Below are 20,483 nucleotides of genomic sequence, written 5' to 3'. Positions count from 1 at the left end.
AAGGAATGAACATGACGACCAAACTTTCGCTCGCCAATCTCGACGCCATCAAGGCGACCGCCGCGATCCCGGCCTATGACCGATCCTCTTTGAAGGCTGGTATCGTCCACTTTGGCGTCGGCAACTTTCACCGCGCCCATCAGGCGATCTATCTCGATGATCTGTTCAACACCGGTAGCGATCACGACTGGGCAATTGTCGGGGCAGGGGTTTTGCCATCGGATGAGGCGATGCGGGCAAAGCTTGAAGCGCAGGATTTCCTGACGACAGTGGTCGAGCAGGACAACAACAAGAGCGCTGCGCGCGTCACCGCGCCGATGATCGACTATCTGCGGCCAGGCAATGCTGCAGCGACGATCGCCTTGCTTGCCGATCCGGCGATCCGCATCGTGTCGCTGACGATCACCGAGGGTGGTTACTTCATCGATCCGGCATCCGGCGTGTTCAATCCCAGACATCCGGCCATCGTCGCAGACAGCCAGAACCCGAATGATCCGAAAACCGTGTTCGGCCTGATCATTGCCGGTTTGAAAGCCCGCAAGGACAAGGGCATCGTGCCGTTCACGGTGATGTCCTGCGACAATATCCCAGGCAACGGCGAAGTCACACATGCGGCCGTGTCGGGCCTTGCGAACTTGTCCGACCCGGCATTTGCCGAATGGATCGAAGCCAATGTCGCCTTTCCAAGCGGCATGGTCGATCGCATCACGCCGGCAACCAGCCCGCGTGAAGTCGGCATTGTTGCCGATGATTACGGTATCGACGATAACTGGCCGGTCTTCTGTGAAGAGTTCAAGCAGTGGGTGCTTGAAGATCATTTCCCCGCTGGCCGCCCGGCGCTTGAAAAGGTCGGTGTCCAGTTCGTGCCGGATGTCGGCCCTTACGAGCACATGAAGATCCGCATCCTAAACGGCGGCCATGCGGCGATCGCCTATCCCGCAGCGCTTCTCGATATCCATTTTGTCCATGAGGCGATGGAGGACAAGACGGTCTGCGCCTTTCTGGCCAAGCTCGAACAGGACGAAATCATCCCGGTCATCCCGCCGGTTCCGAACACCGATCTGAATGCCTATTTCAAGAAGGTCGAGTCGCGGCTGTTCAATCCGAAGATTGCCGACACCATCCCGCGCCTAGCGCAGGACGGCTCCAACCGGCAGCCGAAATTCATTCTGCCGACGACGGCAGACCGGCTGCGGCGCGGCGAGGATGTTGTCGGCCTTGCGCTGGTGTCGGCGCTCTGGTGCCGCTATTTTGCAGGAACCTCCGATAGCGGCAAGCCGATCGCCTTCAACGATGCCAGCGCCGACCGGCTTCATGCGGCGGCGATAAAAGCCAAGGATGATCCACAGGCCTTTCTTGCGCTTTCGGACATCTTCGGCGATGTTGCGCAATCAACGCTGTTCCAGAAACGGTTCGCACAGGCGCTGCGCACGCTTTGGGACAAGGGCACGCGGGCAACGCTGCAGCTCTATCTCGACGGAAAACTTGGAGAATGATTTCATGACGCTTCAGCCCCAGGGTAACGTCGTGGCCGCAGCATGCGGCCACTGTGGTGGGCAAGCGGTGGTCTGACGCCTATGAATACGCATCCGCCAAAGCTGGTGATTTTTGACTGTGACGGGGTTCTGGTCGATAGCGAGCCCTTGTCGCTTGATGTGCTGGTGCGTGTGTTGCGCAATGCCGGTGTCGACATGGATGCGGAAGAGGCGACCGAGCGGTTTCTCGGCAAAAGCCTGAAGACCATGTCGGATATCCTGCATGAGGATTACGGACTGGCGGTAGACGGTCATTTTCTGGAAGAGATGCGCCTCGACCTCTACCAGCGGTTCCGTCAGGAATTGCAGCCGGTGACAGGGATTTCCACGGCGCTTGATCAGCTCGGTCTGCCGCGCTGCGTTGCCTCATCGAGCCAGATGGAGCGCATCCGGCTTTCGCTGACCATCACTGGGCTGATCGACAAGCTCGAGCCCTATCTGTTCAGCTCGAGCATGGTCAAGCATGGCAAACCGGCGCCGGATTTGTTTCTGCATGCCGCAGCCGAAATGAGCACGCCGCCGGAAAATTGCATTGTTGTCGAAGACAGCCCTGCCGGGATCGAGGCGGCCAAGGCCGCAGGCATGCGGGTTTTCGCCTTTGCCGGCGCTTCGCATGCAAAGTCCGAGCGGCATCTGGAATCATTGCGGCGGCTTTCGCCTGACGTGCTGTTTGACGACATGCGGGAATTGATCCATTTTGTCCGTAAAGAACAAAGGGATGGGAACGCAGGGCTCTGATGGCTGATTTGATCGTTGCTGTCGATGTCGGAACCGGCAGCGCTCGCGCTGGTATTTTCGATCGGCATGGCAAACAGCTGGCCCGCGCGGATTATCCGATCGCGATGAACCGGCCTGAGGAAAATCACGCCGAGCACGATTCCGAGAATATCTGGTCTGCCGTCTGCATTGCCGTCAAGACAGCCCGTGCCAAGGCAGGCGTGCCTGCCGAATCCATCGCCGCAATCGGCTTTGATGCGACATGCTCGCTGGTGGTGCGGGACAAGGACGGTGCGCCGCTGTCGGTCAACCGCAAGGGCGATCCACGCTGGGACACGATCGTCTGGCTCGATCACCGGGCATTGAAGCAGGCCGATTTCTGTACCGCGACTGAACATCCGGTGCTCAACCATTCCGGCCGTGTGATGTCTCCGGAAATGGAAATGCCGAAATTGATGTGGCTGAAGCAGAACCTGCCGCAGCAATGGGAAAAGACGGGATACTTTTTTGATCTCGCCGACTTCATGTCCTGGCGGGCCACCGGCAACACCGCCCGGTCGCGCTGCACGCTGACGGCCAAGTGGAACTACCTGTCGCACAAGGAAAATGGCTGGCAGGACGAGTTTCTCGAGAAAATCGGACTTGAAGACCTGCGCGAGCGTGGCGGCTTGCCGGAAAAAACGCTTCCGGTCGGGCAATCGGTCGGACATCTGACGGCGGCGGCTGCGGCCGAACTCGGCCTGCACGAGGAGTGCGCGGTGGCGACGGGGCTGATCGACGCCTATGCCGGCGCCATCGGTGTGCTTGGCGCGTTTGCCGGCGAGCCGGACAGGTTGGAGCGGCAACTCGCCTTGATCGCCGGCACATCCAGCTGCATTGTCGCCTTTTCCAAGGAGATGAAGCCTGGCTTTGGCATGTGGGGGCCTTATTTCGAGGCGGCGTTCCCAGACAGCTGGCTGATCGAGGGGGGGCAATCGGCAACTGGTGCGCTGCTTGATCATGTGGTGCGCAGCCACAGCGCCGGTGGCGAGCCGGATGCCGAGGTCCATGCCAGAATCGTTCTGCGTATTCAGGAACTGCGCGCCGCCTACGGCAGCGAGTTTGCGGCACGCCTGCATGTTCTGCCGGATTTTCACGGCAATCGTTCGCCGCTTGCCGATCCGCATGCGCTTGGCGTCATCAGCGGCTTGACGCTGGATAGCTCGTTCGATGCGCTCTGCCGGCTGTATTGGCGCACCTGCGTGGCGATTGCGCTCGGTATCCGCCATATTCTCGCAATGATGAAAGAGGCAGGTTACGATCTCGACACGCTGCATGTGACGGGCGGCCATGTCCGCAATGTGCTGCTAATGGAGCTTTATTCCGACGTGACCGGCTGCACGGTCGTCGTTCCGGAAACCAACGATGCCGTTCTGCTCGGCACGGCCATGGTCGCCTCTGTCGCTGGCGGCCTCTATCCGGATCTGCGCGCTGCCGGTCCGGCCATGTCTCCCGGAGGCCATGCGCAATATCCGAATGTGGAAATGCGGGAAACCTATGACCGCGATTACCGCAAGTTCCTTAGCCTCTACAGGCACCGCGCCGAGCTTGAAACGTTGTAAAAACAGCGGGATCTACAAGCTTCAAAAAAAATGAAAGCGGCGCGGAACTTTTTGTTTGCCGGCCCGTTTCTCTGATGTCTGGATAGCGGTTCGCATCGCCCCCAATGGGAACCCCAATATATATATATCCAGCATTCAGCTCACACGCCCCCTCGGTGAGTTGTCAATATCAGCCAGTGCCTCCCCCGGCGCTGGCTGTTTTTTTGCCATTTTTCTGAAGTCGCAATTGAGCCAAAGGGGTTTCCTAACTTTACCGCATCACATCTCGTCGATGATTTCGTATTCCCGGGATGGAATGGTCAGGCGGTACTCGATGCGATCGGGTGCTGTCAGATACATCGCCTTGCCGCCTATCGCCACCGGTACAACACGCTCCAGCACCGTGCGCGCAAATGTATGCTCGTCCGCCTCCCGCTCTGTTGCCGCAGGCGGCAAAAGCTCGACCCAGGCCAGCTCAATGCCTGTCATTCCGTCAAGCAACGTTTCGAAACAGGTGATCGTCAGGGAGTTTACGCCCGCGGAGATCGCGCCATAGGATGCCGAATTGACAATGAGTTCGTGCAGTGCAAGGCCAATATGCAGTGTCGCGTTGGGAGAGAGATGCGCATTGATGCCGGTGATCGCGATCGGTGTTTGGGAATCCGGCCAGTAGGCGCTGAACTGCCTCTCGGTCAATGCAAACAGATAGGCGCCGCGCCAGCTGGAATCGGTGACGAGGTCCTGGGAATAGGACAGCGACTGGATACGTCCGCGAAATTTGGTGAGGAAATAGTCGAGCGACAGGGCCTGGCGGGCTGTCTGGGTTGCAATCCCCTGAATGATGGCGAGCAGATTCTTGGAGCGATGGCTGAGTTCGCGCAGCAGTGTTTTCAGGATGCGCTCGCGGTGCCGGCTCTCCGAGATATCGGTGATCACCGAGAGAATTCCGGTCATGTCGGATGTGTCGACACGTTCGATATCGATCCGGTATGTCAGCACGCCCGTAGCGGCCGGTACATCGATTTCTGTTGAAGCGGGCGTGTTGCTGCCAGCGACGCTGCGTTTCAGGGCAATCAGGCGAGCGCCGTCATCAGCGCCAAACACGGTTTCCTCTGCTTGGGGTGCAGTCGCCAGCAGTTGCAACCCTTCAGGCAGGTTTCCGGAAAAAACCGTGTCGAGATTGTCCGATTGGTAGACAAAGCCAGAGCCTGATTTCTTTAAAACCAGCTCCATCAAGACCCCGCTTACCGTGGCGCCGGTCTTGATCGGGGCTGAATTGGCTGCATTGCCCACGCGAAGCGCCTTCCATTTTCTGATCGGTTCTCCACATCATTCCCGTACCCAGGAACCACGGGCAGATCCAATCGGCATTCTGACCGGAAATAGGGCCGGCTCTCATGCCTATATGTTTACACGGGGCGTCGGGTTTACACCCCGTGTCCTTGTTTCAACGAGACTGTTCAATCGCCGTTTCGGGCGGAACCGATCTCAGGCAGCGGCAGCCTTGGTGGATTCATTGAAGAACAATGCCTGGCTGATCAGTGCTTTGACCATGTCCGGGTTGAACGGCTTGGTGACCAAGAAGGTGGGTTCCGGCCGTTCGCCGGTCAACAGGCGTTCTGGAAATGCCGTGATGAAAATCACCGGTATGGCAGTGTTCTTCAGGATATCGTTGACTGCGTCGATACCGGAGCTGCCATCGGCCAGCTGGATGTCGGCCAGTACCATGCTCGGCCGCGTCGCATTGAACAACGCGACAGCCTCGTCACGCGTACGGGCAATGCCGGTGACCGTGTGTCCCAAGCTTTCGACCATCTGCTCGATGTCGATCGCAATCAGCGGCTCGTCTTCGATGATCATGATATCGGTTGCAACCTGGCGCGAAATCTCTTCGGACGCGCGTTCGAGAAGCTGGTTCATGCCACTCTCTGTCGTGTCAAGAACTTCGGCCGCTTCGCTTGTGCGAAAGCCTTCGACGGACACCAGAAGAAAAGCCTGGCGGGCGAGCGGCGACACCGAAGCGAGATTGATCGAAGCGCGCTTTTCCCAGGCAAAGGGGGAAACGGGTTCCGGGATCAGCACGGACGAGGAGCCAAAAAGCTTGGTGTACAGTTGAAACAGGGCAACCCTGTCATTGCTGGATTCCGGGAAAATACTGACATCTGCAATCAGCGCTTCCAGAACGGCTGCGACATACGCGTCGCCCGATGTCTGCGATCCCGTCAATGCGCGGGAATATCGGCGCAGATAGGGCAGGAACGGAGCGATCCGGGTGGAAAGTGACATATAAAACTCCCTCAATCTGGCCGATGTGGTGGCCATGACAGCGGGGAAACGCGATTTGAAAAAAAAGGTTCCTCTCAGCGGAACATTTTTTTTCGTCGCGCATTATGCTGCCAGATGAATATTGAAGGTACTTGGCATTGATGACGGACGACCATGGGGCAAGGCACGGGATCGCAAGATCTGCGCGCACCGATAATCCAAACGCGCAGATTGCAACGAAGCTTCGTGCGCTTTATCTTTCTGTTCAGGAAGAAGCTATTCCGGACCGCTTCCTCGACCTGCTTGAAAAGCTCGATGCGGTCGAGCGCCAGTCGATGCCGGATATCGCAGAATGAGCGCCGGCATGACGTCTGAGGAGCCCAGTTTCAAGCGTGAAATGCTGGCAGCCTTGCCAAGCCTGCGTGCTTTTGCCATGTCGCTGATCGGTAGGCATGACCGCGCCGACGATCTGGTGCAGGATACCATCATGAAGGCGTGGGCCAAGCAGGACCATTTCGAGATGGGCACCAATATGAAGGCGTGGCTTTTCACCATCCTTCGCAATGAGCTCTATAGCCAGATGCGCAAGCGCGGCCGGGAAGTTCAGGACAGCGACGGTTATTTCACCGAGTCGCTCGCCCAGCACCCGGCACAGTATGGCTCCCTTGACCTGCAGGATTTCAAGCGGGCATTGGAAACGCTGCCGCCGGATCAGCGCGAGGCGATCATTCTTGTGGGAGCATCCGGGTTTTCCTATGAGGAAGCGGCGGAAATCTGCGGCTGCGCACTTGGCACGATCAAGAGCCGCGTCAATCGTGCGCGCCAGCGATTGCAGGATATTCTGCAGGTGACCGGTGAGAACGAATACGGCCCGGATGCCACATCGGCGCCCATTACATCGCGTGCTTTCATCTCCTGAACACCGCATTGGCATCCACCCGATCGTCCCGTGAGGTTTGGTGGATGCAGGCTATGCGAAGTGTTGTTCGGCACGATTGCGTCTCAGGGTGCAATCGTGCAGAAACTGTAGCAGGCGCATCGCAGCGCTAAAGGCTGTGCGGATTGTGGTGCTGCCTGGTCTGGGTATGGAATTCATGATTGAAAAGATGAGTGATTTGCAGCCCGCGGTGGCGGCTGCTTTGACGTCAGCGCAAAGGCTCGCTGTGCTGCACGCGGTCGTCCCGGATATGGCCGAACCAGACCCCGATTTCCGCGATCTTGCCGATATAGCCGCCAGTCTTTTCGACGCGCCGGTTGCGCTGGTCACCCTTGTCGATGCCAGGGATCAATGGTTCAAGGCGGCAAGCGGCATCAACGAGACGCAGGCGCCTTCGGTTGATTCCTTTTGCGTCCACACGATTGCCGGGGCGTCGGATGGCGCATTGGTGGTTGCCGATGCCAGTGCAGACCCTCGTTTTTCCAATCAGCCGCGCGTTGTTGGCGAACCCTTTCTGCGATTTTATGCTGGCGTTCCACTGGTCATCGACGATCAGCCGGTGGGGACCATTTGTGTTTTCGATGTCAAGCCGCGCGCCGATCTGGCCCCCCAGCTTGTTGGTCAGCTGCAACGGCTGTCCCGTATCGCATCCTCTCTCTTCACCCTGAAACACGAGGCCCGGCAGCGCGCGTTGAAGGAGGCCGCGTTGTCGCGCGAGGAGCAGCGGCATGCAATGGCGCTGGATGCGGCCAATGTTGGCAGCTGGCTGTGGGATATCCGCTCGGGGCATGTGTCCTGCAACGAGTCGATGCTGCGCATGTTCGGTATGAAGCCCACCAAAAGTGTCCAGGCCCGCGATATTTTTGGCTCCATTCATCCCAAAGATCGCATGGCGACACTCTCGAAATTACGGTCCGCGATGACGCAGGACCGGGAATATGACGGAACATTCCGCGTGGCATCGACAGGACGCTGGCTGCTTGGCCGGGGGCGTGTTCACGAGCGCGACGCCAAGGGGAAGCCGACCGTTTTTCTCGGGATCAATGTCGATGTGACCGAGGAGCAGGGGGCGACCCAGCGGACCCGGCTTTTGTTGCGCGAACTCAATCACCGCGTCAAGAATACGCTCGCCATGCTGCAGTCACTGGCGCGCCAGACATTGCGGCAGACAAGCGATCCGCAGGAATTCATGACCGCTTTTGCCGGGCGGCTGCAGGCAATTTCCGAAGCGCATGGGCTGCTCTCTGACCATGAATGGGGCGAAATCCGCTTATCCGCATTGCTGGCGAAACAGCTGGCACCGCATGTTCGCGACTATGAAAAGCAGATCGAGATCCACAAGGACGAGATTCTGCTCGGACCGGATCAGGCTGTCGGGCTAGGCTTGGTTCTGCACGAACTCGCAACCAATGCCGCAAAATACGGATCGCTGTCAGTGTATGGTGGCCGGGTGGTTTTGACCGCCCGCAGTGTCGATGAGGATGGCCGCAAGATCTTGCACATGACCTGGACAGAGGTCGATGGGCCACCGGTCGAGGAGCCGACGCGCCGTGGTTTCGGTTCTATCCTGATCGAGCGCAGCCTGGACAAGGTGATGGGCAGTTCGGTGAAGGTCGAATATCTGCCGGCAGGCTTGACTGCGATTGTCCGCCTGCCGCTTTAACCGTCTCTTCCCATTATGCCCTACGGCCGGTCGCTGCCAACCGATTTTCGCATCAGTCCCAGAACCGTGCCAACGCCGACCGCAAGGCCAGCGGCCAGAAGCGGCTGCCGGCGAAACAGCGTCAGTGCCGTGGCAATGGCAAACGTCGTCTGCGCCTGCGAGCGGCGGCGCTTTTCGGCGGCGAGACGCTTGTCGCGGGCATTCAGCGCATACATGACGCCGATAATGACAAGTCCGATGGCGATGGAAACACCGGCAAGGATGAGGGTGGCTTTCAAGGGCGTATAGAGCGCGCTCAAATAGATGGCGCCTGCCACGAGTGCGAAGATGTAGGCGGTCAGGAAAAATAGCGCTGCGACAGCCCACATCGCGCCATTGCGCTTGTAGCGCGACACGGTAACGCCGACATCCGTCACGACAAGAGCCGAAAGCATTGCGGCCAGAGGACCCATTTTTTTCTCCAGGAGGCGGATGGCACAAAGGCCGGCTGACAACCGAGTTGCTTCGCCAGCCTTTGACAGGAATGCAGACGGCCGCCTCGATGGACTGCCGCCTGCCTGGATCGGTGTGTTTAACGGCGGATCAGCGCTGCAACCAGCAGACCGAGCGCAGCAGCGGCGCCCAATGTGGCAACGGGGTGCTGGCGGACAGTCTGTCGGACCTGCTTTTCGGTAACCGAATAGCGGCTACGCAGTTCGGCAAACAATGCCTCGCCATTTTCCAAAAGGTCCTGAAGGCCGGCTTCGGCACTATCACGTGCATCATGGGCACGCTCACGAACGTCCTTGGAGGCCTCGGATGCCCTTGCGCGCACATCCTTCGAGGCGTCGGCACCGCGTTGCGACAGAAGCTTGGCCAGTGATGCGATCTCGTCACGGATTTCGCTGATCTGATCTTCGATCGGGGCATCGAGAAGGCTGCCATTGCGCTTCTTTGCGCCGGAAAAGAGACCTGTGGCCATGAAGAAACTCCTTCGTGCTTCGGGACTGTTGGTTCATGTTTGTCCCGGTGTGCGGTAGTGCCGACACATGACATCATCACCGTGTCAGCGGTTCGCCACATCAACGCATGGAACGCTGTTTGGTTCCATCGTGTCCGGCCGACGGCATCTCCCGCGATGCAGCGTGTTTGGGGACGGTAGAGCTTGGTAGTGCCGCCTACAGGCCCGCCGCACAGACCGTCATTCTGCGTGGAAAAATGCCTTGACTTAGAGTGCACTCTAACTTGTATCTGTTGATGCGTCGTGACGGGTACAGGTGCTCATGAAGATTGGTGAACTTGCGAAACGTTAAGGATTGTCGGCCTATACCATCCGTTACTATGAGCGGATCGGGCTGCTTCCCCATGCTGACCGGGACCAATCGAGCCAACGGGACTACGACGCATCCATCCTGATCTGGATCGAATTCCTCGGGCGTCTGCGGACGATCGGGATGCCGATCCGGGACATGCTGCGATATGCGGCTTTGCGGGAGCGCGGCGTCGGCACGGAGATGGAGCGGCGCGAAATGCTGGAACAGCATCGCGATCGCGTCCGCATCCATGCAGCCGAACTTCAAGCTTGTCTTCTCGTCCTCGACACCAAGATCGCCGGTTATGCCGGTCAGGAACAGAGGATGAAGAACTATGACACACCACCACCAGATCGCCGGGGAAAGCCGGCTGGAACGCGGTCGGCGCGCGCTCGCGGACATTGACGGTCATGCCGGGGAGAAAGTTATCGCATCGCTGGCGGATATCGCGCCGGACTTTGCAACCTACATCATCGAGTTTCCGTTCGGCGACATCTATAGTCGTCCCGGTCTCGACCTGCGCGCCCGCGAGATCGCGACCATCGCCGCGCTGACTGCGTTGGGCAATGCGGCCCCGCAATTGAAAGTGCATATCGAAGCGGGCCTGAATGTCGGGCTGTCCCGCGACGAAATCACCGAGGTGATCATGCAGATGGCCGTCTATGCCGGCTTTCCTGCCGCGCTCAACGGACTGTTCGCCGCCAAAGAGGTGTTCGCTGATAGCACTGCTCAGAAAGAGGAGGGCTGGGCATGCGGGAAAGAAATCTGAAGGATCGCGCCGCGCTTCAGACTGCCGTATGGGGCAGGACGAACGGGACATTGCCGACTGGTGTTGCGTTGACCCGCATGGCGCAACCGAACACTGCTTCCATCACCGCGTTGGTCATCACCTCATTTGGATGCCCGGTTGCATGGACGCGTCCGGCCTTCATCATGATCATCCGGTCGGCGAACATCGCGGTCAGATTGAGGTCGTGCATGATGGCGATGACGCCGCCACCGCGCTCGCAGAAGTTCTTGGCCAGCCGCATGATGGTCAGCTGATGGCGGATGTCGAGGCTCGATACCGGCTCGTCCAGCAAAAGGAAGGCGGGCTCGCCGTGCTGGACCGGCTCCCAGATCTGGCACAGAGCACGTGCGAGCTGGACGCGCTGCTGTTCACCACCGGAAAGTTCCTGGTAGAACCGGCCGGCAAATCCGGACAGATCGACGGCTTCCAGCGCATCCCGGGCAATCCTGTCGGTATCGGCCGCATCCGCCTTGGCACCGACCGACAGGCCCATGCGAACTATTTCACGTACGGTGAAGGGAAAGGAAATGACGGTCGATTGCGGCAGCACGGCGCGTTTCAACGCCAGTTCCCAGGGCTTGAGTCTGGAGATGTTGTGCCCGTTGATGCTGACGGTGCCGTCATAGGGCAATTCACCGGCAATCGCCTTGAGGCTGGTGGTCTTGCCGGAACCGTTGGGACCGACGATTGCCGTCAGCTGTCCGGCCACAGCCTCGATGCTGACGCTGTGCAGCACTTGTGTACCGGAAAGCCGGACGGAAAGATTACTGGCCTTGATCATGGTCTAAAGCCCCATATGGGAGCGGCCGCGCAGCAGGATCCACAGGAAGAACGGCGCGCCGGCAAAAGCGGTGATGATGCCGATCGGCAATTCGGCCGGCGGGACGATGGTGCGGGCGATCATATCGGCAAAGATCAGCAACGTGCCGCCGAGCAGCGCCGACGCAGGCAGCAGATAGCGGTGATCGGGGCCGATCAGCATCCGCAGAACATGCGGAACGACGATACCGACAAAGCCGATGCCGCCGCTGACGGCAACCGAGGCGCCGGTGGAGGCCGCGACGCTGACGATGGCGATGTTCTTCAGCCTCTGGACCGGAATGCCCATGTGGAAAGCCGCAGCTTCTCCAAGCGTCAGGGCGTTGAGGCCACGGGCGAGGAAGGGAACAACTGCAAGCGAAACGAGGATGATCGGACCGGCCGACAGGATTTTCATCCAGTTGGCTCCGGCAAGTGAGCCGAGACCCCAGAAAGTCAGGTCGCGCAATTGTTTGTCGTCGGCCATGAAAATCAGCACGCCGGTGACAGCTCCGGCCAAGGCTCCAAGCGCGATGCCGGCCAACAGCATGGTGGCGACCGATGTCTGGCCGCTGCGGGTGGCGATCTTGTAGAGCAGCAACGTGGTGATGAGGCCGCCGACGAAGGCTGCAACCGGCAGGGCATAGAACCCGAAGATCGCAAACAGCGGGCCGAAAAACGAACTGCCGAGCACGATCAGCAGCACGGCACCAAGGCTGGCGCCGGAGGAAACACCGACTAGGCCGGGATCGGCCAGCGGATTGCGGAACAGGCCCTGCATCACGGCGCCCGAGACAGCCAGCGAGGCGCCGACCATCAGGCCGAGCACGGCGCGCGGCAGGCGAATATCGAGGATGATGATCCGGTCACGCACACTCAACGCCTGTTCGGCACCGTCCATGCCCACGAGCCAACGCAGGACATTACCGAGCGAGGCATCGGCGGCACCGGTCATGATCGAGGCCGAAAACATCGCGGCTGCGACGACGATAAGCACGAGAATGAGCAACTGGGCGAGCCGCGAACGGTCGCCCATATGCCAATCGGATTTCAAGCGTGCCGCAAAAGACTGCGACCGGCCGTCACACGCGACCATTTCACTGCGAGGCATTCGGCTTTTTTCCGTAAATGGCGGCGTTGAGTTCACGAACCGTGATTGCGGTGCGTGGTCCGAAGCCCAGCATATGCAGGCCGTCCATGCGGATGATCGCGCGGGTCTTTGCCGCCGGGGTCAAGCTCAGGGCCGGATGGCTAAACAGTTCATCGTCGCTGGCAGCATGGCCGCCGCTGCGGGTCATCATCAGGACGACATCGGGTTTGGCTTCGATGATCGCTTCGTCGGTCAGTGGCTTGTAGCCTTGGAATGTGCCGGTGGCATTGACGGCGCCGGAAAGCGCGATAATGCCGTCAGCGGCCGTGCCGGTTCCGGACGCCATGATCTTGCCGCCCTGCGTGCTGAGGATGAAAATTACACGCTTGCGCTCGTTTGCCGGCCGCTTGGCCGCATCTGTCACGGCCGCGTCGAGATCGGCCTTGACCTTACCGGAAAGGACGGCTGCCTTGTCGGGCACGCCGAGGAAATCGCCGACAGCGCGGATCTTCGACAGGATGCCATCACGATCATAGCTTTCCGGAACGGTCTGGAAGGGGATATTGGCATCTTTTAGAACCGCGAGTGTCTCGGCCGGGCCGCTGCCTTCGACGGCGATGATGGCGCTCGGATTGATGGCGACCACACCTTCCGGCGACAATTGCCGCATATAGCCGACGTCGAGAAGCTTGGTTGCCGCCTCCGGATAAAGGCTGGTCGAGTCGCGGCCGACGAGCTTTCCTTCTTCACCGAGCGCGTAGATGATCTCGGTGATGGCGCCGCCAACGGAAACCAGCCGGGAGGTATCGGCCTTCTGCATTTCCTGTGCAACGGCTGTGCGAACAAAGGATGCGCCATCCGGCAAGGCGGCTGGCAGCACGAAGGGGGTAGAGACCGCGAAGATTGCCAAGGCCAGTTCCCAGGAACGCAGCCGGCGGAAATCATAGGGAGCTTTCATGAGCGTTCCTTCACGCCGCTTCGGTGATATCAAGCCGGGCGAGATTTTCCATGACGGTGCGCCATTCCTCGCGTTCGGCAAAGCCTTCCTTACGCTTGCCGAAGAACTGGATGACCATGTCGCCCTTGGCGTCGAGTGCTTCGAGCGAGGTCACATGGCCGTCGGCTGTCGGCTTGCGCACTGCCCAGATTTCAGCGAGGTGATCGCTGCGCAGGTGCAGATGCAATGTCGGGTCCATGATGTTGAGCCAGGGACCCATCGTCTGGATATTGGCAACCGGACCGGAATGAATCTGAATGACACCGTGATTGCCGACGAAGCACATGATCGGCACTTCGATCTTGGCCGATTGGCGCAGCATCGCTTCGACGGCTTCGGGCTGCAGTTTCCAGGCGTAGTCTTCACCAACCGACTGCAGCGCTTCGCGGCGGCCGAGCTTCAATTTACGCAGAAGTCCATGGAACTGATGCGTATCGGTCATCTTGCTCCACTCGTCGCGCAGCGTCGCCACATCGACCGGTGCGGCTTCGCCGTCGGCGATGCTGTCGACCTTGCTTTCCGGAATAAAGTCCTGTGACTGATCCTCAAGCCGGAACGCGTCGACAATGCTGTGATAGGCATCGAGATTGGAAGCTGGACGCAGGTGCACCTTGTGAACGGCGGTTCCCTGCTTGTCGAAGAACTGCAGGCTGCGGCGCACATCGTCGCCATCGGTCTTGGTCACGGCAAAGCCATGTGCCCAGGCGCCCGGGAAAATGCGCAGGTCGATATTCTCACCCAGCACGATCGAGGCATGTTTGCTGGGAGTTATATTCTCGAACACGCCGATCTTCTCGTGAACAGCACTTTCGTTGCGGGTCAGGGCCATCACTTCCCCAAGTTCCGCTGCCCGTTCGAGAAAACGGTTGGCGCCGCCGTCGATCCGAATGCTGGTCAGTCCGCATTCGGCGGCCACAAGGGCTGCTTCTGAAATGCCGAGCTGAGCGGCGATATCGCGCTCGCGCATCTTCGGATTGGCGGCCCGGTAGGCGCGGATGTCGGACGGGGTCGGGCGGGATGTCTGGGTCATTTGTCTGGCCTATTTGTTCAGAATAAGTTTGCCCTGGCGGGTGATCTTCATGCGGTAGATCGCGCCTTCATGTGCAATGAGGATTTCGTTTCCGCCCCGGAAAAGCTCGCGGCTTTCAACGATGCGCTGCGTCTGGCCTGCCGGCACGGCGACCGGCACGGCATCTGGTTCATTCGGTGTCACCGGCTTCCGGTCCTGGTCGTGGCGGCTGAAAACAAGGGATTTTTCCCCTGATTTGGCCGGGTCATTGCGATTAGTATCTTGACTTCATTACTCATCTTTTATTATGGACGCAATACAGGATTTTTGCGCTCAAGTTTAATTCCTGAGCTGAAATGCGCTGTGTGAGACGAGCTCGGGGGTGGTCATGCGCAGCCCGGCCACCAATCTGTGAGAATGGATAGACCATAATGAAAATTGTTCGTCTGCTGCCTCTGGCTCTTTTGGCTGTCTCATTGTTTGGCACGACCGCAATGGCGCAGGATGCCGGGACGCCCGGTGCGCTGTCGATAGAGATGAATGATCTGGCCCCGTCTGAAAAAGGCTGCAAGCTGACCTTCGTTGCCGGAAACGGCCTGCCGCAATCGCTGTCCAAGGTTTCCTTCGAGTTTGTGCTTTTCGATGCAAAGGGACTGGTCGAGCGAATGGCCGTTCTCGATTTTCGAGATCTGCCGGCTGGAAAGACAAAGGTCCGGCAGTTCGATCTGCCAGGAACGAAATGCGAGGCGGTCAAAAGCCTGCTGATCAACGATGCTCCTGTTTGCGCTGGCGATGGTGTTGCCAAGGATGCCTGCATGAAGGCGCTGAAGACGGGTTCAAAATCGCCTGTCGAACTGAAGGGCTGATGCGGATTTCGTATCGGTATCTGCCATGAACACTCTTATCAAATGGACAGGCGCGATCCTCTTTTCGCTTTTGGCGCATGCGGGTGCGACGCAACTGTTCGAGCCAAATGAAAAGCCGCCGGAGCAGGAACTGGTGGCGGGCGGCGAAGCCATGGAAGTGGCCGTTCTCGGCAACGCTTTCGAAGAGACCTTGCTGGCGGGCGATCCCACCGAAGCGATCGAGCCGGAGAAAGTCGAGCCCGAGGAGGTCGTGCCGGAGCCGATGGAAGTGGCGGAGATACCGCCCGTTCAAGCCGAAGTGACGGCTGAGACGCCGACGGACATCGTTCCCACCGAGGCCGATGTCATTCTCCCGGCCGAGGAAATTGTACCGGCCACCGCCGAACAGCCCGAGATTACGGCAACTGTTGCGCCGGTGGAAACGGTCGTCCCGGAGGAAAAGCCGGAAATAAAGCCCGAGCCTGAAAAGAAGCCGGAGCCGAAGAAGGAGCCGGACAAGGAAAAGCCGAAGAAAAAGCCTGTCAAAAAACGGGCTGGAGACGCCGGCAAGCAGCAGGAGTCAGTTATTAAAGGGCAGGAGGATGGTGTCGCAAATGCCGCCGCCTCGAGTGCTCAGGGCAAGAAGGGAGCATTTTCCCAGCAATCCGGCAATGCGAGTTTATCGAACTACAGCGGAAAGGTGCGCGCAAAATTGTCTCGCGCCAAGCGCTATCCCCCCTCTGCACGCCGCGAAAAAGCTCAAGGCATAGTCACGGTCCGGTTTATTGTATCGAGCAATGGTAGTGCAAGCGGCGTCTCGATTGTGCGAGGTTCGGGCTCCTCCCTACTGGACGATGCAGCTATCGAGGCTGTCCATCGAGCAGCTCCTTTTCCGGATACACCGGATGGAGCCTCCAAGCAGTTCGTAATCCCGATCGAATACAATTTGCGATGACTGATGAGAGCAGGGTATTTCCGCAATTCCGCTTCACGGAAATGAACTCTGCTTTCCTCTAAAATATGAGAAAAAAACTCATGTTTATACTTTACTATTTTTATCAAGTTAAATAGGGTTCCCGCACGATCAGCCGAACGGCCGATTCCGAAACACGCGGAGACTGACATGGGTGACAAACGGCAGCAGCTCAAGCCGAAGCAGAAGCAGAGCCGGGAGGCCGAGACACGCAATGTGCCGGTTTCCGCCAAGCCGCAGGAAACTCGGCTTGAGGGCCGCAGCTTCCTCTATGTCGGCGGCCGCGATTGCCAGGTGGCGCATCTGCGCCAGATCGCCAGCTCCCATGGCGCCGAACTCATCCACCATGATGGCGGGCTGCGCGAGGCGGTGTCCCGCATCGACAATATCCTGCCCTCGGTCGACTGCGTCTTCTGCCCGATCGACTGTATCAGCCATGATGCGTGTCTGCGGGTAAAGACCGGCTGCAAGAAGTGGGGCAAGGCCTTCGTGCCCTTGCGCAACGGCAGCAAGTCGAGCCTGGAGCGCGCTTTCCTCGACCTGAAGGCAACTAGCCGCAGTACCGCCAGCTGACCTGCCGTTCGGGGCGATATCCGGGTGCATGGTCTGCGGCCCGATTCTCTGGAGATTAAGACATGAGCAATGAGCGTCCCGATCAGTTCACGATGATCGGACTGCACAAGCTGGCCTCGCAATTGGGCGACGGGCTGGTGCCGGAACTGTACGAGCTGCTGTCTCACCGTGCGCGTATGATGGAGGACAATCCGAACGTCACGGAATTTCCGGTCTGGCAGGCACGTCCGCCGGCGCGCTCCGTTTTGGGGTTTGCGCCTGCGCCGCGAGATAATATCCTGCCGTTCCCGTCCGGTGCTGTCGATACAGTGCAGACCAAAGATCAAGCCTGAGGATACTTGCATGTTTTTTGCCATGAACCGGTTCAAGATCGCTATCGGCCACGAGACGGCGTTCGAAGATGTCTGGAAGAACCGTGATTCCAGCCTTGCGGAAAATGCCGGCTTTAAGGAATTCAAGCTGTTGCGCGGCGAGACCGTTGCCGGCGAAGGCTACACGCTGTTCGTGTCGAGCTCCATCTGGGAAAGCCGCGATGCCTTTGCTGCCTGGACGAAATCGGAAAATTTCCGCGCAGCCCATAAAAGTGCGGGCGATAACCGGGCGATGTATCTCGGTCCGCCGAAGTTTGAAGGTTTCTCGGTGGTCGAGGGCGCTTAACCCTCTTTCCGCATGAAGAATGCGCCGGCGGCGACAGACAGCCAGCCGAGTATCATCAGCACGCCGCCTGCCGGTGCCGACATTGGAAACAGTCCCTGGCCGGAGAAATGGCGTGCGGTGAGATCGGCGGCGAACAAGGCCGTTCCGGTTGACAGCAGCAAGGCTGCAATCGCCGCAGCGCGCATGACGGGCCAGGCGGCGTAAAGGGCGATGAGGGCAGGGGCATGCGCCAGGCACATCGCCGAGGCGCCACCGAGCAGACGCGGATCAGCGCCATGTGACGCAGCTGCAGCGCTGATGACGCCGAATAGGCCCATCAGGCCGGCAATAAAAAGGGTAACTGATCGGAACTGCCCGCTCTGCATCTCTATTCGTCCTTATTCTGCATGTGATGGGCAAGCCGTGTCACCGGCTCCAGAATGATTGACCGCAATTGTGGATGCGACACCGTCTCTTCCAGCGCCTGATTGAAACAGAGCAGCCACTCGTCACGCTCCTCAGCGCCGATCGCTGCGCCGAAATGGCGGCTTCTCAGGCGGGGATGGCCGCGTTTGTCGGTGTAGAGTGGCGGTCCGCCAAGCCAGCCGGTCAGATACTCGTAGAATTTCTCTTCGCTGCCGGAGAGGTCGGCCGGATGGATCGCCCGGCAGCGCGCGGCTTGCGGCAATGTATCCATCAATTCGTAGAAACGGTGGGTGAGCGCCCGCACGGTCTTGTCGCCACCAATGGCGTTGTAAAGTGTGTCCGTCTGGCCGTCCGTCATCATCGCTTCCCTTGTTGATGGCCGTTCTAGCGTGTCGCGCTTTGCCGTTCCAATCGTTTTTCACAGAGCTCTCAAGGTTGCGTCGATTGAGCGCGTCGGTTCCACGGGAACATGAATTACCTTGACAAACCGTCCAGACGGTATCTTATGTCCTGATGTCTATCGCTCACCACCGCCGCAAGCAACCGGAATTGGTCCGCCAGCAACTGCTGGAGGTGGCTGCACGCCTGTCGCTGGAGCAGGGGGCTGCGGGTGTAACGCTCGACGCCGTTTCTCAAGCTGCAGGCGTCAGCAAGGGCGGGTTGCTGCATCATTTCCCCAACAAGATGGCACTTTTGAATGGCCTCTTCGACGATCTGACCGGGAAACTCGACCGGGCGATCGAGGAAGAAATGCGCAACGATCCGGTTGCCCATGGCCGCTTCACCCGCGCCTATCTGTCCATCGTCTTTGCGCTGGAGGACGAGGCGGATGCGCAGGGTTGGCAGGTGCTGACCGTTGCGCTTTTGTCGGAGCCGCAGTTGCGTGAGCGATGGCGAGTATGGGTGGCGGATCACGCCGATGAATTTGTCGGCACTGACTCCTCATCCGGGTGTTTGCTGGCCCGGTTTGCGGCTGATGGTCTGTGGCTGGCGGATATCCTCAAGAGCCACGACGTCGATCAGCTCATGCGTCGGGCCATGCGGGCGCAACTGGTCGCACTTTCCTTACAATAACTGGCCTTGCTATAACCGGCTATCGGAGCCCTACATGAACCCCACAATGCTCTATGCCGTGCTCGTGATTGCCATTGTTTTCGAAGTGCTTGGCACATCGGCCATGCAGGCTGCCCAGCATTTTACCAAGCTGGTGCCGACGCTGATCATGGTGGTCTGCTATGCCATCGCCTTCTATTTCCTGTCCTATACGTTGCGCGTCATTCCCGTCGGGATTGCCTATGCGATCTGGAGTGGTCTCGGCATCGTGCTCATTTCGCTGGTCGGCTATTTCGTCTTCGGGCAGAAGCTGGATCTTGCCGCCATTCTCGGGCTCGGATTGATCATTGCTGGCGTCGTCGTGCTCAACGTCTTCTCCAAATCCACCTTCCACTAAACCCGTCCGGTCACCAGATTTTCACTTGCAAAACCGGCGCGCGGATTCTATCGCTGGAAATTGAAAGCGGTTTCAATTTCATCAAGCGCTGATGAATGCAGCGTCGGAAGAAGGATTGGTCATGACCATCAAGGCAGTTGTCTGGGGCGAAAATATCCACGAGCAGACCAACGAGGTCGTCAGAAGCATCTATCCGAATGGCATGCACAACACGATTGCCGCAGCGCTGAACACGGATCCCTCGATCGAAGCCACGACGGCGACATTGCAGGAGCCGGAGCATGGCCTGAGTGTCGAGCGCCTGGCAAAGACCGACGTTCTGCTCTGGTGGGGCCACAAGGATCATGGCGCCGTATCCGACGAAGTCGTCGAACGTGTTGCCAAGCGGGTCTGGGAAGGCATGGGGCTGATCGTTTTGCATTCCGGCCATTTCTCCAAGCCGTTCAAGCGGCTGATGGGCACGCCCTGCGCGCTGAAATGGCGCGAGGCGGGTGAGCGCGAGCGGCTGTGGGTGATCAATCCGCGCCATCCGATCGCCGAAGGCCTGGATGAGAATTTCGTGCTGGAAAACGAGGAAATGTACGGCGAGCAGTTCTCCGTGCCGGAACCGCTCGAAACCGTGTTCATCTCCTGGTTTGCCGGCGGTGAAGTGTTCCGTTCGGGTCTCACCTGGCGCCGTGGTGCCGGCAATATTTTCTATTTCCGTCCCGGCCACGAAACCTATCCGACCTATCACGACGCCAACGTCCACAAGGTTCTGCGCAACTCGGTCAAGTGGGCCTACAATCCACAGGGCACCTACACCGCCATCCACGATGCGCCGAATGTGCCGGTCGAGAAGGCACTGGAGCCGATCGTCGAACGTGGTCCAAAACTGCATCAGGCTGGCGAGGAGGGGTATAAGTGA

General features: G+C 59.0%; 27 protein-coding genes. 16 read left to right on the top strand and 11 right to left on the bottom strand.

Going from position 1 to position 20,483, the window contains the following annotated elements; translation table 11 throughout:
• Positions 1-11: 11 nt before the first annotated feature.
• The 3 genes from ACQY8Q_RS06415 to ACQY8Q_RS06405 all read left to right on the top strand — a co-directional run bounded on the left by ACQY8Q_RS06415 (position 12) and on the right by ACQY8Q_RS06405 (position 3,853).
• Positions 12-1,496: a mannitol dehydrogenase family protein gene (locus ACQY8Q_RS06415; RefSeq protein WP_428425852.1), complete on the top strand. Its 1,485-nt coding sequence runs from the start codon at positions 12-14 to the stop codon at positions 1,494-1,496.
• Positions 1,497-1,577: 81 nt separating this feature from the next.
• Positions 1,578-2,273 carry an HAD family hydrolase gene (locus tag ACQY8Q_RS06410; RefSeq protein WP_428425851.1) on the top strand — a complete coding sequence of 232 codons (696 nt, stop codon included), beginning with the start codon at positions 1,578-1,580 and terminating at the stop codon, positions 2,271-2,273.
• A complete protein-coding gene (locus ACQY8Q_RS06405) occupies positions 2,273-3,853 on the top strand; it encodes an FGGY-family carbohydrate kinase (RefSeq protein ID WP_428425849.1) in 1,581 nt (526 codons plus the stop codon). Before ACQY8Q_RS06410 ends, ACQY8Q_RS06405 begins: the two co-directional genes overlap by 1 nt.
• 258 nt (positions 3,854-4,111) lie before the next feature.
• Here ACQY8Q_RS06405 and ACQY8Q_RS06400 read toward each other — a convergent pair whose 3' ends face one another.
• Together ACQY8Q_RS06400 and ACQY8Q_RS06395 are read right to left on the bottom strand one after the other, a co-directional pair.
• On the bottom strand, positions 4,112-5,125 hold the full coding sequence (locus ACQY8Q_RS06400; protein WP_428425847.1) for an HWE histidine kinase domain-containing protein: 1,014 nt from the start codon (positions 5,123-5,125) through the stop codon (positions 4,112-4,114).
• A 195-nt stretch (positions 5,126-5,320) separates the two neighbouring features.
• Positions 5,321-6,118, bottom strand: a complete 798-nt coding sequence (locus tag ACQY8Q_RS06395) for a response regulator (RefSeq protein WP_428425845.1) — start codon at positions 6,116-6,118, stop codon at positions 5,321-5,323.
• Positions 6,119-6,258: 140 nt separating this feature from the next.
• Between ACQY8Q_RS06395 and ACQY8Q_RS06390 the strand changes: the two genes are divergently transcribed.
• From ACQY8Q_RS06390 to ACQY8Q_RS06380, 3 genes are all read left to right on the top strand, one after another.
• Positions 6,259-6,453, top strand: a complete 195-nt coding sequence (locus ACQY8Q_RS06390) for a NepR family anti-sigma factor (RefSeq protein WP_428425843.1) — start codon at positions 6,259-6,261, stop codon at positions 6,451-6,453.
• A gap of 8 nt (positions 6,454-6,461) precedes the next feature.
• Positions 6,462-7,016, top strand: coding sequence for an RNA polymerase sigma factor (locus ACQY8Q_RS06385; RefSeq protein ID WP_426228472.1), 555 nt, complete (start codon positions 6,462-6,464; stop codon positions 7,014-7,016).
• 175 nt (positions 7,017-7,191) lie between these two features.
• Complete coding sequence (locus ACQY8Q_RS06380; protein WP_428425841.1) at positions 7,192-8,697, top strand: sensor histidine kinase; 1,506 nt, start codon at positions 7,192-7,194, stop codon at positions 8,695-8,697.
• Between the two features lie 20 nt (positions 8,698-8,717).
• On the opposite strand, the gene ACQY8Q_RS06375 is transcribed toward ACQY8Q_RS06380, so the two are convergent.
• Both ACQY8Q_RS06375 and ACQY8Q_RS06370 read right to left on the bottom strand, forming a co-directional pair.
• Positions 8,718-9,149 (bottom strand): hypothetical protein, encoded by a 432-nt coding sequence (locus tag ACQY8Q_RS06375; RefSeq protein ID WP_428425839.1) that lies wholly within the window; start codon positions 9,147-9,149, stop codon positions 8,718-8,720.
• Positions 9,150-9,268: 119 nt separating this feature from the next.
• Entirely contained in the window at positions 9,269-9,658 is a 390-nt protein-coding gene (locus ACQY8Q_RS06370; RefSeq protein ID WP_428425837.1) for a hypothetical protein, read from the bottom strand.
• Between the two features lie 334 nt (positions 9,659-9,992).
• Between ACQY8Q_RS06370 and ACQY8Q_RS06365 the strand changes: the two genes are divergently transcribed.
• Both ACQY8Q_RS06365 and ACQY8Q_RS06360 read left to right on the top strand, forming a co-directional pair.
• A complete protein-coding gene (locus ACQY8Q_RS06365) occupies positions 9,993-10,394 on the top strand; it encodes a MerR family transcriptional regulator (RefSeq protein WP_428425835.1) in 402 nt (133 codons plus the stop codon).
• The gene (locus ACQY8Q_RS06360; RefSeq protein ID WP_428425833.1) at positions 10,324-10,758 is read left to right on the top strand and encodes a carboxymuconolactone decarboxylase family protein; all 435 of its coding nucleotides are present in this window, start codon (positions 10,324-10,326) and stop codon (positions 10,756-10,758) included. The genes ACQY8Q_RS06365 and ACQY8Q_RS06360 overlap by 71 nt, the downstream gene beginning before the upstream one ends.
• 16 nt (positions 10,759-10,774) lie before the next feature.
• Here the strand turns inward: ACQY8Q_RS06360 and ACQY8Q_RS06355 are convergent, their stop codons facing one another.
• Genes ACQY8Q_RS06355 through hemP form a run of 5 tightly spaced genes read right to left on the bottom strand, consistent with a single transcriptional unit; the run spans position 10,775 to position 14,841 of the window.
• Positions 10,775-11,560, bottom strand: coding sequence for a heme ABC transporter ATP-binding protein (locus ACQY8Q_RS06355; RefSeq protein WP_428425831.1), 786 nt, complete (start codon positions 11,558-11,560; stop codon positions 10,775-10,777).
• A gap of 3 nt (positions 11,561-11,563) precedes the next feature.
• A complete protein-coding gene (locus tag ACQY8Q_RS06350) occupies positions 11,564-12,688 on the bottom strand; it encodes a FecCD family ABC transporter permease (protein WP_428425829.1) in 1,125 nt (374 codons plus the stop codon).
• Positions 12,675-13,625: a heme/hemin ABC transporter substrate-binding protein gene (locus ACQY8Q_RS06345; protein WP_428425827.1), complete on the bottom strand. Its 951-nt coding sequence runs from the start codon at positions 13,623-13,625 to the stop codon at positions 12,675-12,677. The genes ACQY8Q_RS06350 and ACQY8Q_RS06345 overlap by 14 nt, the downstream gene beginning before the upstream one ends.
• Positions 13,626-13,635: 10 nt before the next feature.
• Entirely contained in the window at positions 13,636-14,694 is a 1,059-nt protein-coding gene (locus tag ACQY8Q_RS06340; protein ID WP_428425825.1) for a hemin-degrading factor, read from the bottom strand.
• A gap of 9 nt (positions 14,695-14,703) precedes the next feature.
• Positions 14,704-14,841 (bottom strand): hemin uptake protein HemP, encoded by a 138-nt coding sequence (hemP, locus tag ACQY8Q_RS06335; protein WP_412178318.1) that lies wholly within the window; start codon positions 14,839-14,841, stop codon positions 14,704-14,706.
• Positions 14,842-15,104: 263 nt separating this feature from the next.
• Between hemP and ACQY8Q_RS06330 the strand changes: the two genes are divergently transcribed.
• The 5 genes from ACQY8Q_RS06330 (at position 15,105) to ACQY8Q_RS06310 (ending at position 17,721) form a co-directional block, all read left to right on the top strand.
• Positions 15,105-15,539 (top strand): hypothetical protein, encoded by a 435-nt coding sequence (locus tag ACQY8Q_RS06330; protein WP_428425823.1) that lies wholly within the window; start codon positions 15,105-15,107, stop codon positions 15,537-15,539.
• 25 nt (positions 15,540-15,564) lie between these two features.
• Positions 15,565-16,473 (top strand): energy transducer TonB, encoded by a 909-nt coding sequence (locus ACQY8Q_RS06325; RefSeq protein ID WP_428425821.1) that lies wholly within the window; start codon positions 15,565-15,567, stop codon positions 16,471-16,473.
• A 168-nt stretch (positions 16,474-16,641) separates the two neighbouring features.
• Positions 16,642-17,064, top strand: a complete 423-nt coding sequence (locus ACQY8Q_RS06320) for a DUF2325 domain-containing protein (protein ID WP_428425819.1) — start codon at positions 16,642-16,644, stop codon at positions 17,062-17,064.
• 62 nt (positions 17,065-17,126) lie between these two features.
• Positions 17,127-17,396: a hypothetical protein gene (locus tag ACQY8Q_RS06315; protein WP_428425817.1), complete on the top strand. Its 270-nt coding sequence runs from the start codon at positions 17,127-17,129 to the stop codon at positions 17,394-17,396.
• Between the two features lie 10 nt (positions 17,397-17,406).
• Complete coding sequence (locus ACQY8Q_RS06310) at positions 17,407-17,721, top strand: antibiotic biosynthesis monooxygenase family protein (RefSeq protein WP_428425815.1); 315 nt, start codon at positions 17,407-17,409, stop codon at positions 17,719-17,721.
• On the opposite strand, the gene ACQY8Q_RS06305 is transcribed toward ACQY8Q_RS06310, so the two are convergent.
• Both ACQY8Q_RS06305 and ACQY8Q_RS06300 read right to left on the bottom strand, forming a co-directional pair.
• Positions 17,718-18,086, bottom strand: coding sequence for a DUF423 domain-containing protein (locus ACQY8Q_RS06305; RefSeq protein ID WP_428425813.1), 369 nt, complete (start codon positions 18,084-18,086; stop codon positions 17,718-17,720). The two genes, ACQY8Q_RS06310 and ACQY8Q_RS06305, sit on opposite strands and share 4 nt — an antisense overlap.
• Before the next feature lie 2 nt (positions 18,087-18,088).
• The gene (locus ACQY8Q_RS06300; RefSeq protein ID WP_428425811.1) at positions 18,089-18,484 is read right to left on the bottom strand and encodes a group II truncated hemoglobin; all 396 of its coding nucleotides are present in this window, start codon (positions 18,482-18,484) and stop codon (positions 18,089-18,091) included.
• A 155-nt stretch (positions 18,485-18,639) separates the two neighbouring features.
• Between ACQY8Q_RS06300 and ACQY8Q_RS06295 the strand changes: the two genes are divergently transcribed.
• The 3 genes from ACQY8Q_RS06295 (at position 18,640) to ACQY8Q_RS06285 (ending at position 20,483) form a co-directional block, all read left to right on the top strand.
• The gene (locus tag ACQY8Q_RS06295) at positions 18,640-19,200 is read left to right on the top strand and encodes a TetR/AcrR family transcriptional regulator (protein ID WP_428425809.1); all 561 of its coding nucleotides are present in this window, start codon (positions 18,640-18,642) and stop codon (positions 19,198-19,200) included.
• 34 nt (positions 19,201-19,234) lie between these two features.
• Positions 19,235-19,576: a DMT family transporter gene (locus ACQY8Q_RS06290; RefSeq protein WP_428425807.1), complete on the top strand. Its 342-nt coding sequence runs from the start codon at positions 19,235-19,237 to the stop codon at positions 19,574-19,576.
• Positions 19,577-19,697: 121 nt separating this feature from the next.
• A complete protein-coding gene (locus ACQY8Q_RS06285) occupies positions 19,698-20,483 on the top strand; it encodes a ThuA domain-containing protein (protein ID WP_428425805.1) in 786 nt (261 codons plus the stop codon).

The organism is Pararhizobium sp. (assembly GCF_965279435.1).
Lineage (GTDB): Bacteria > Pseudomonadota > Alphaproteobacteria > Rhizobiales > Rhizobiaceae > Pararhizobium.
This window is presented reverse-complemented; position numbering and strand designations above follow the sequence as displayed.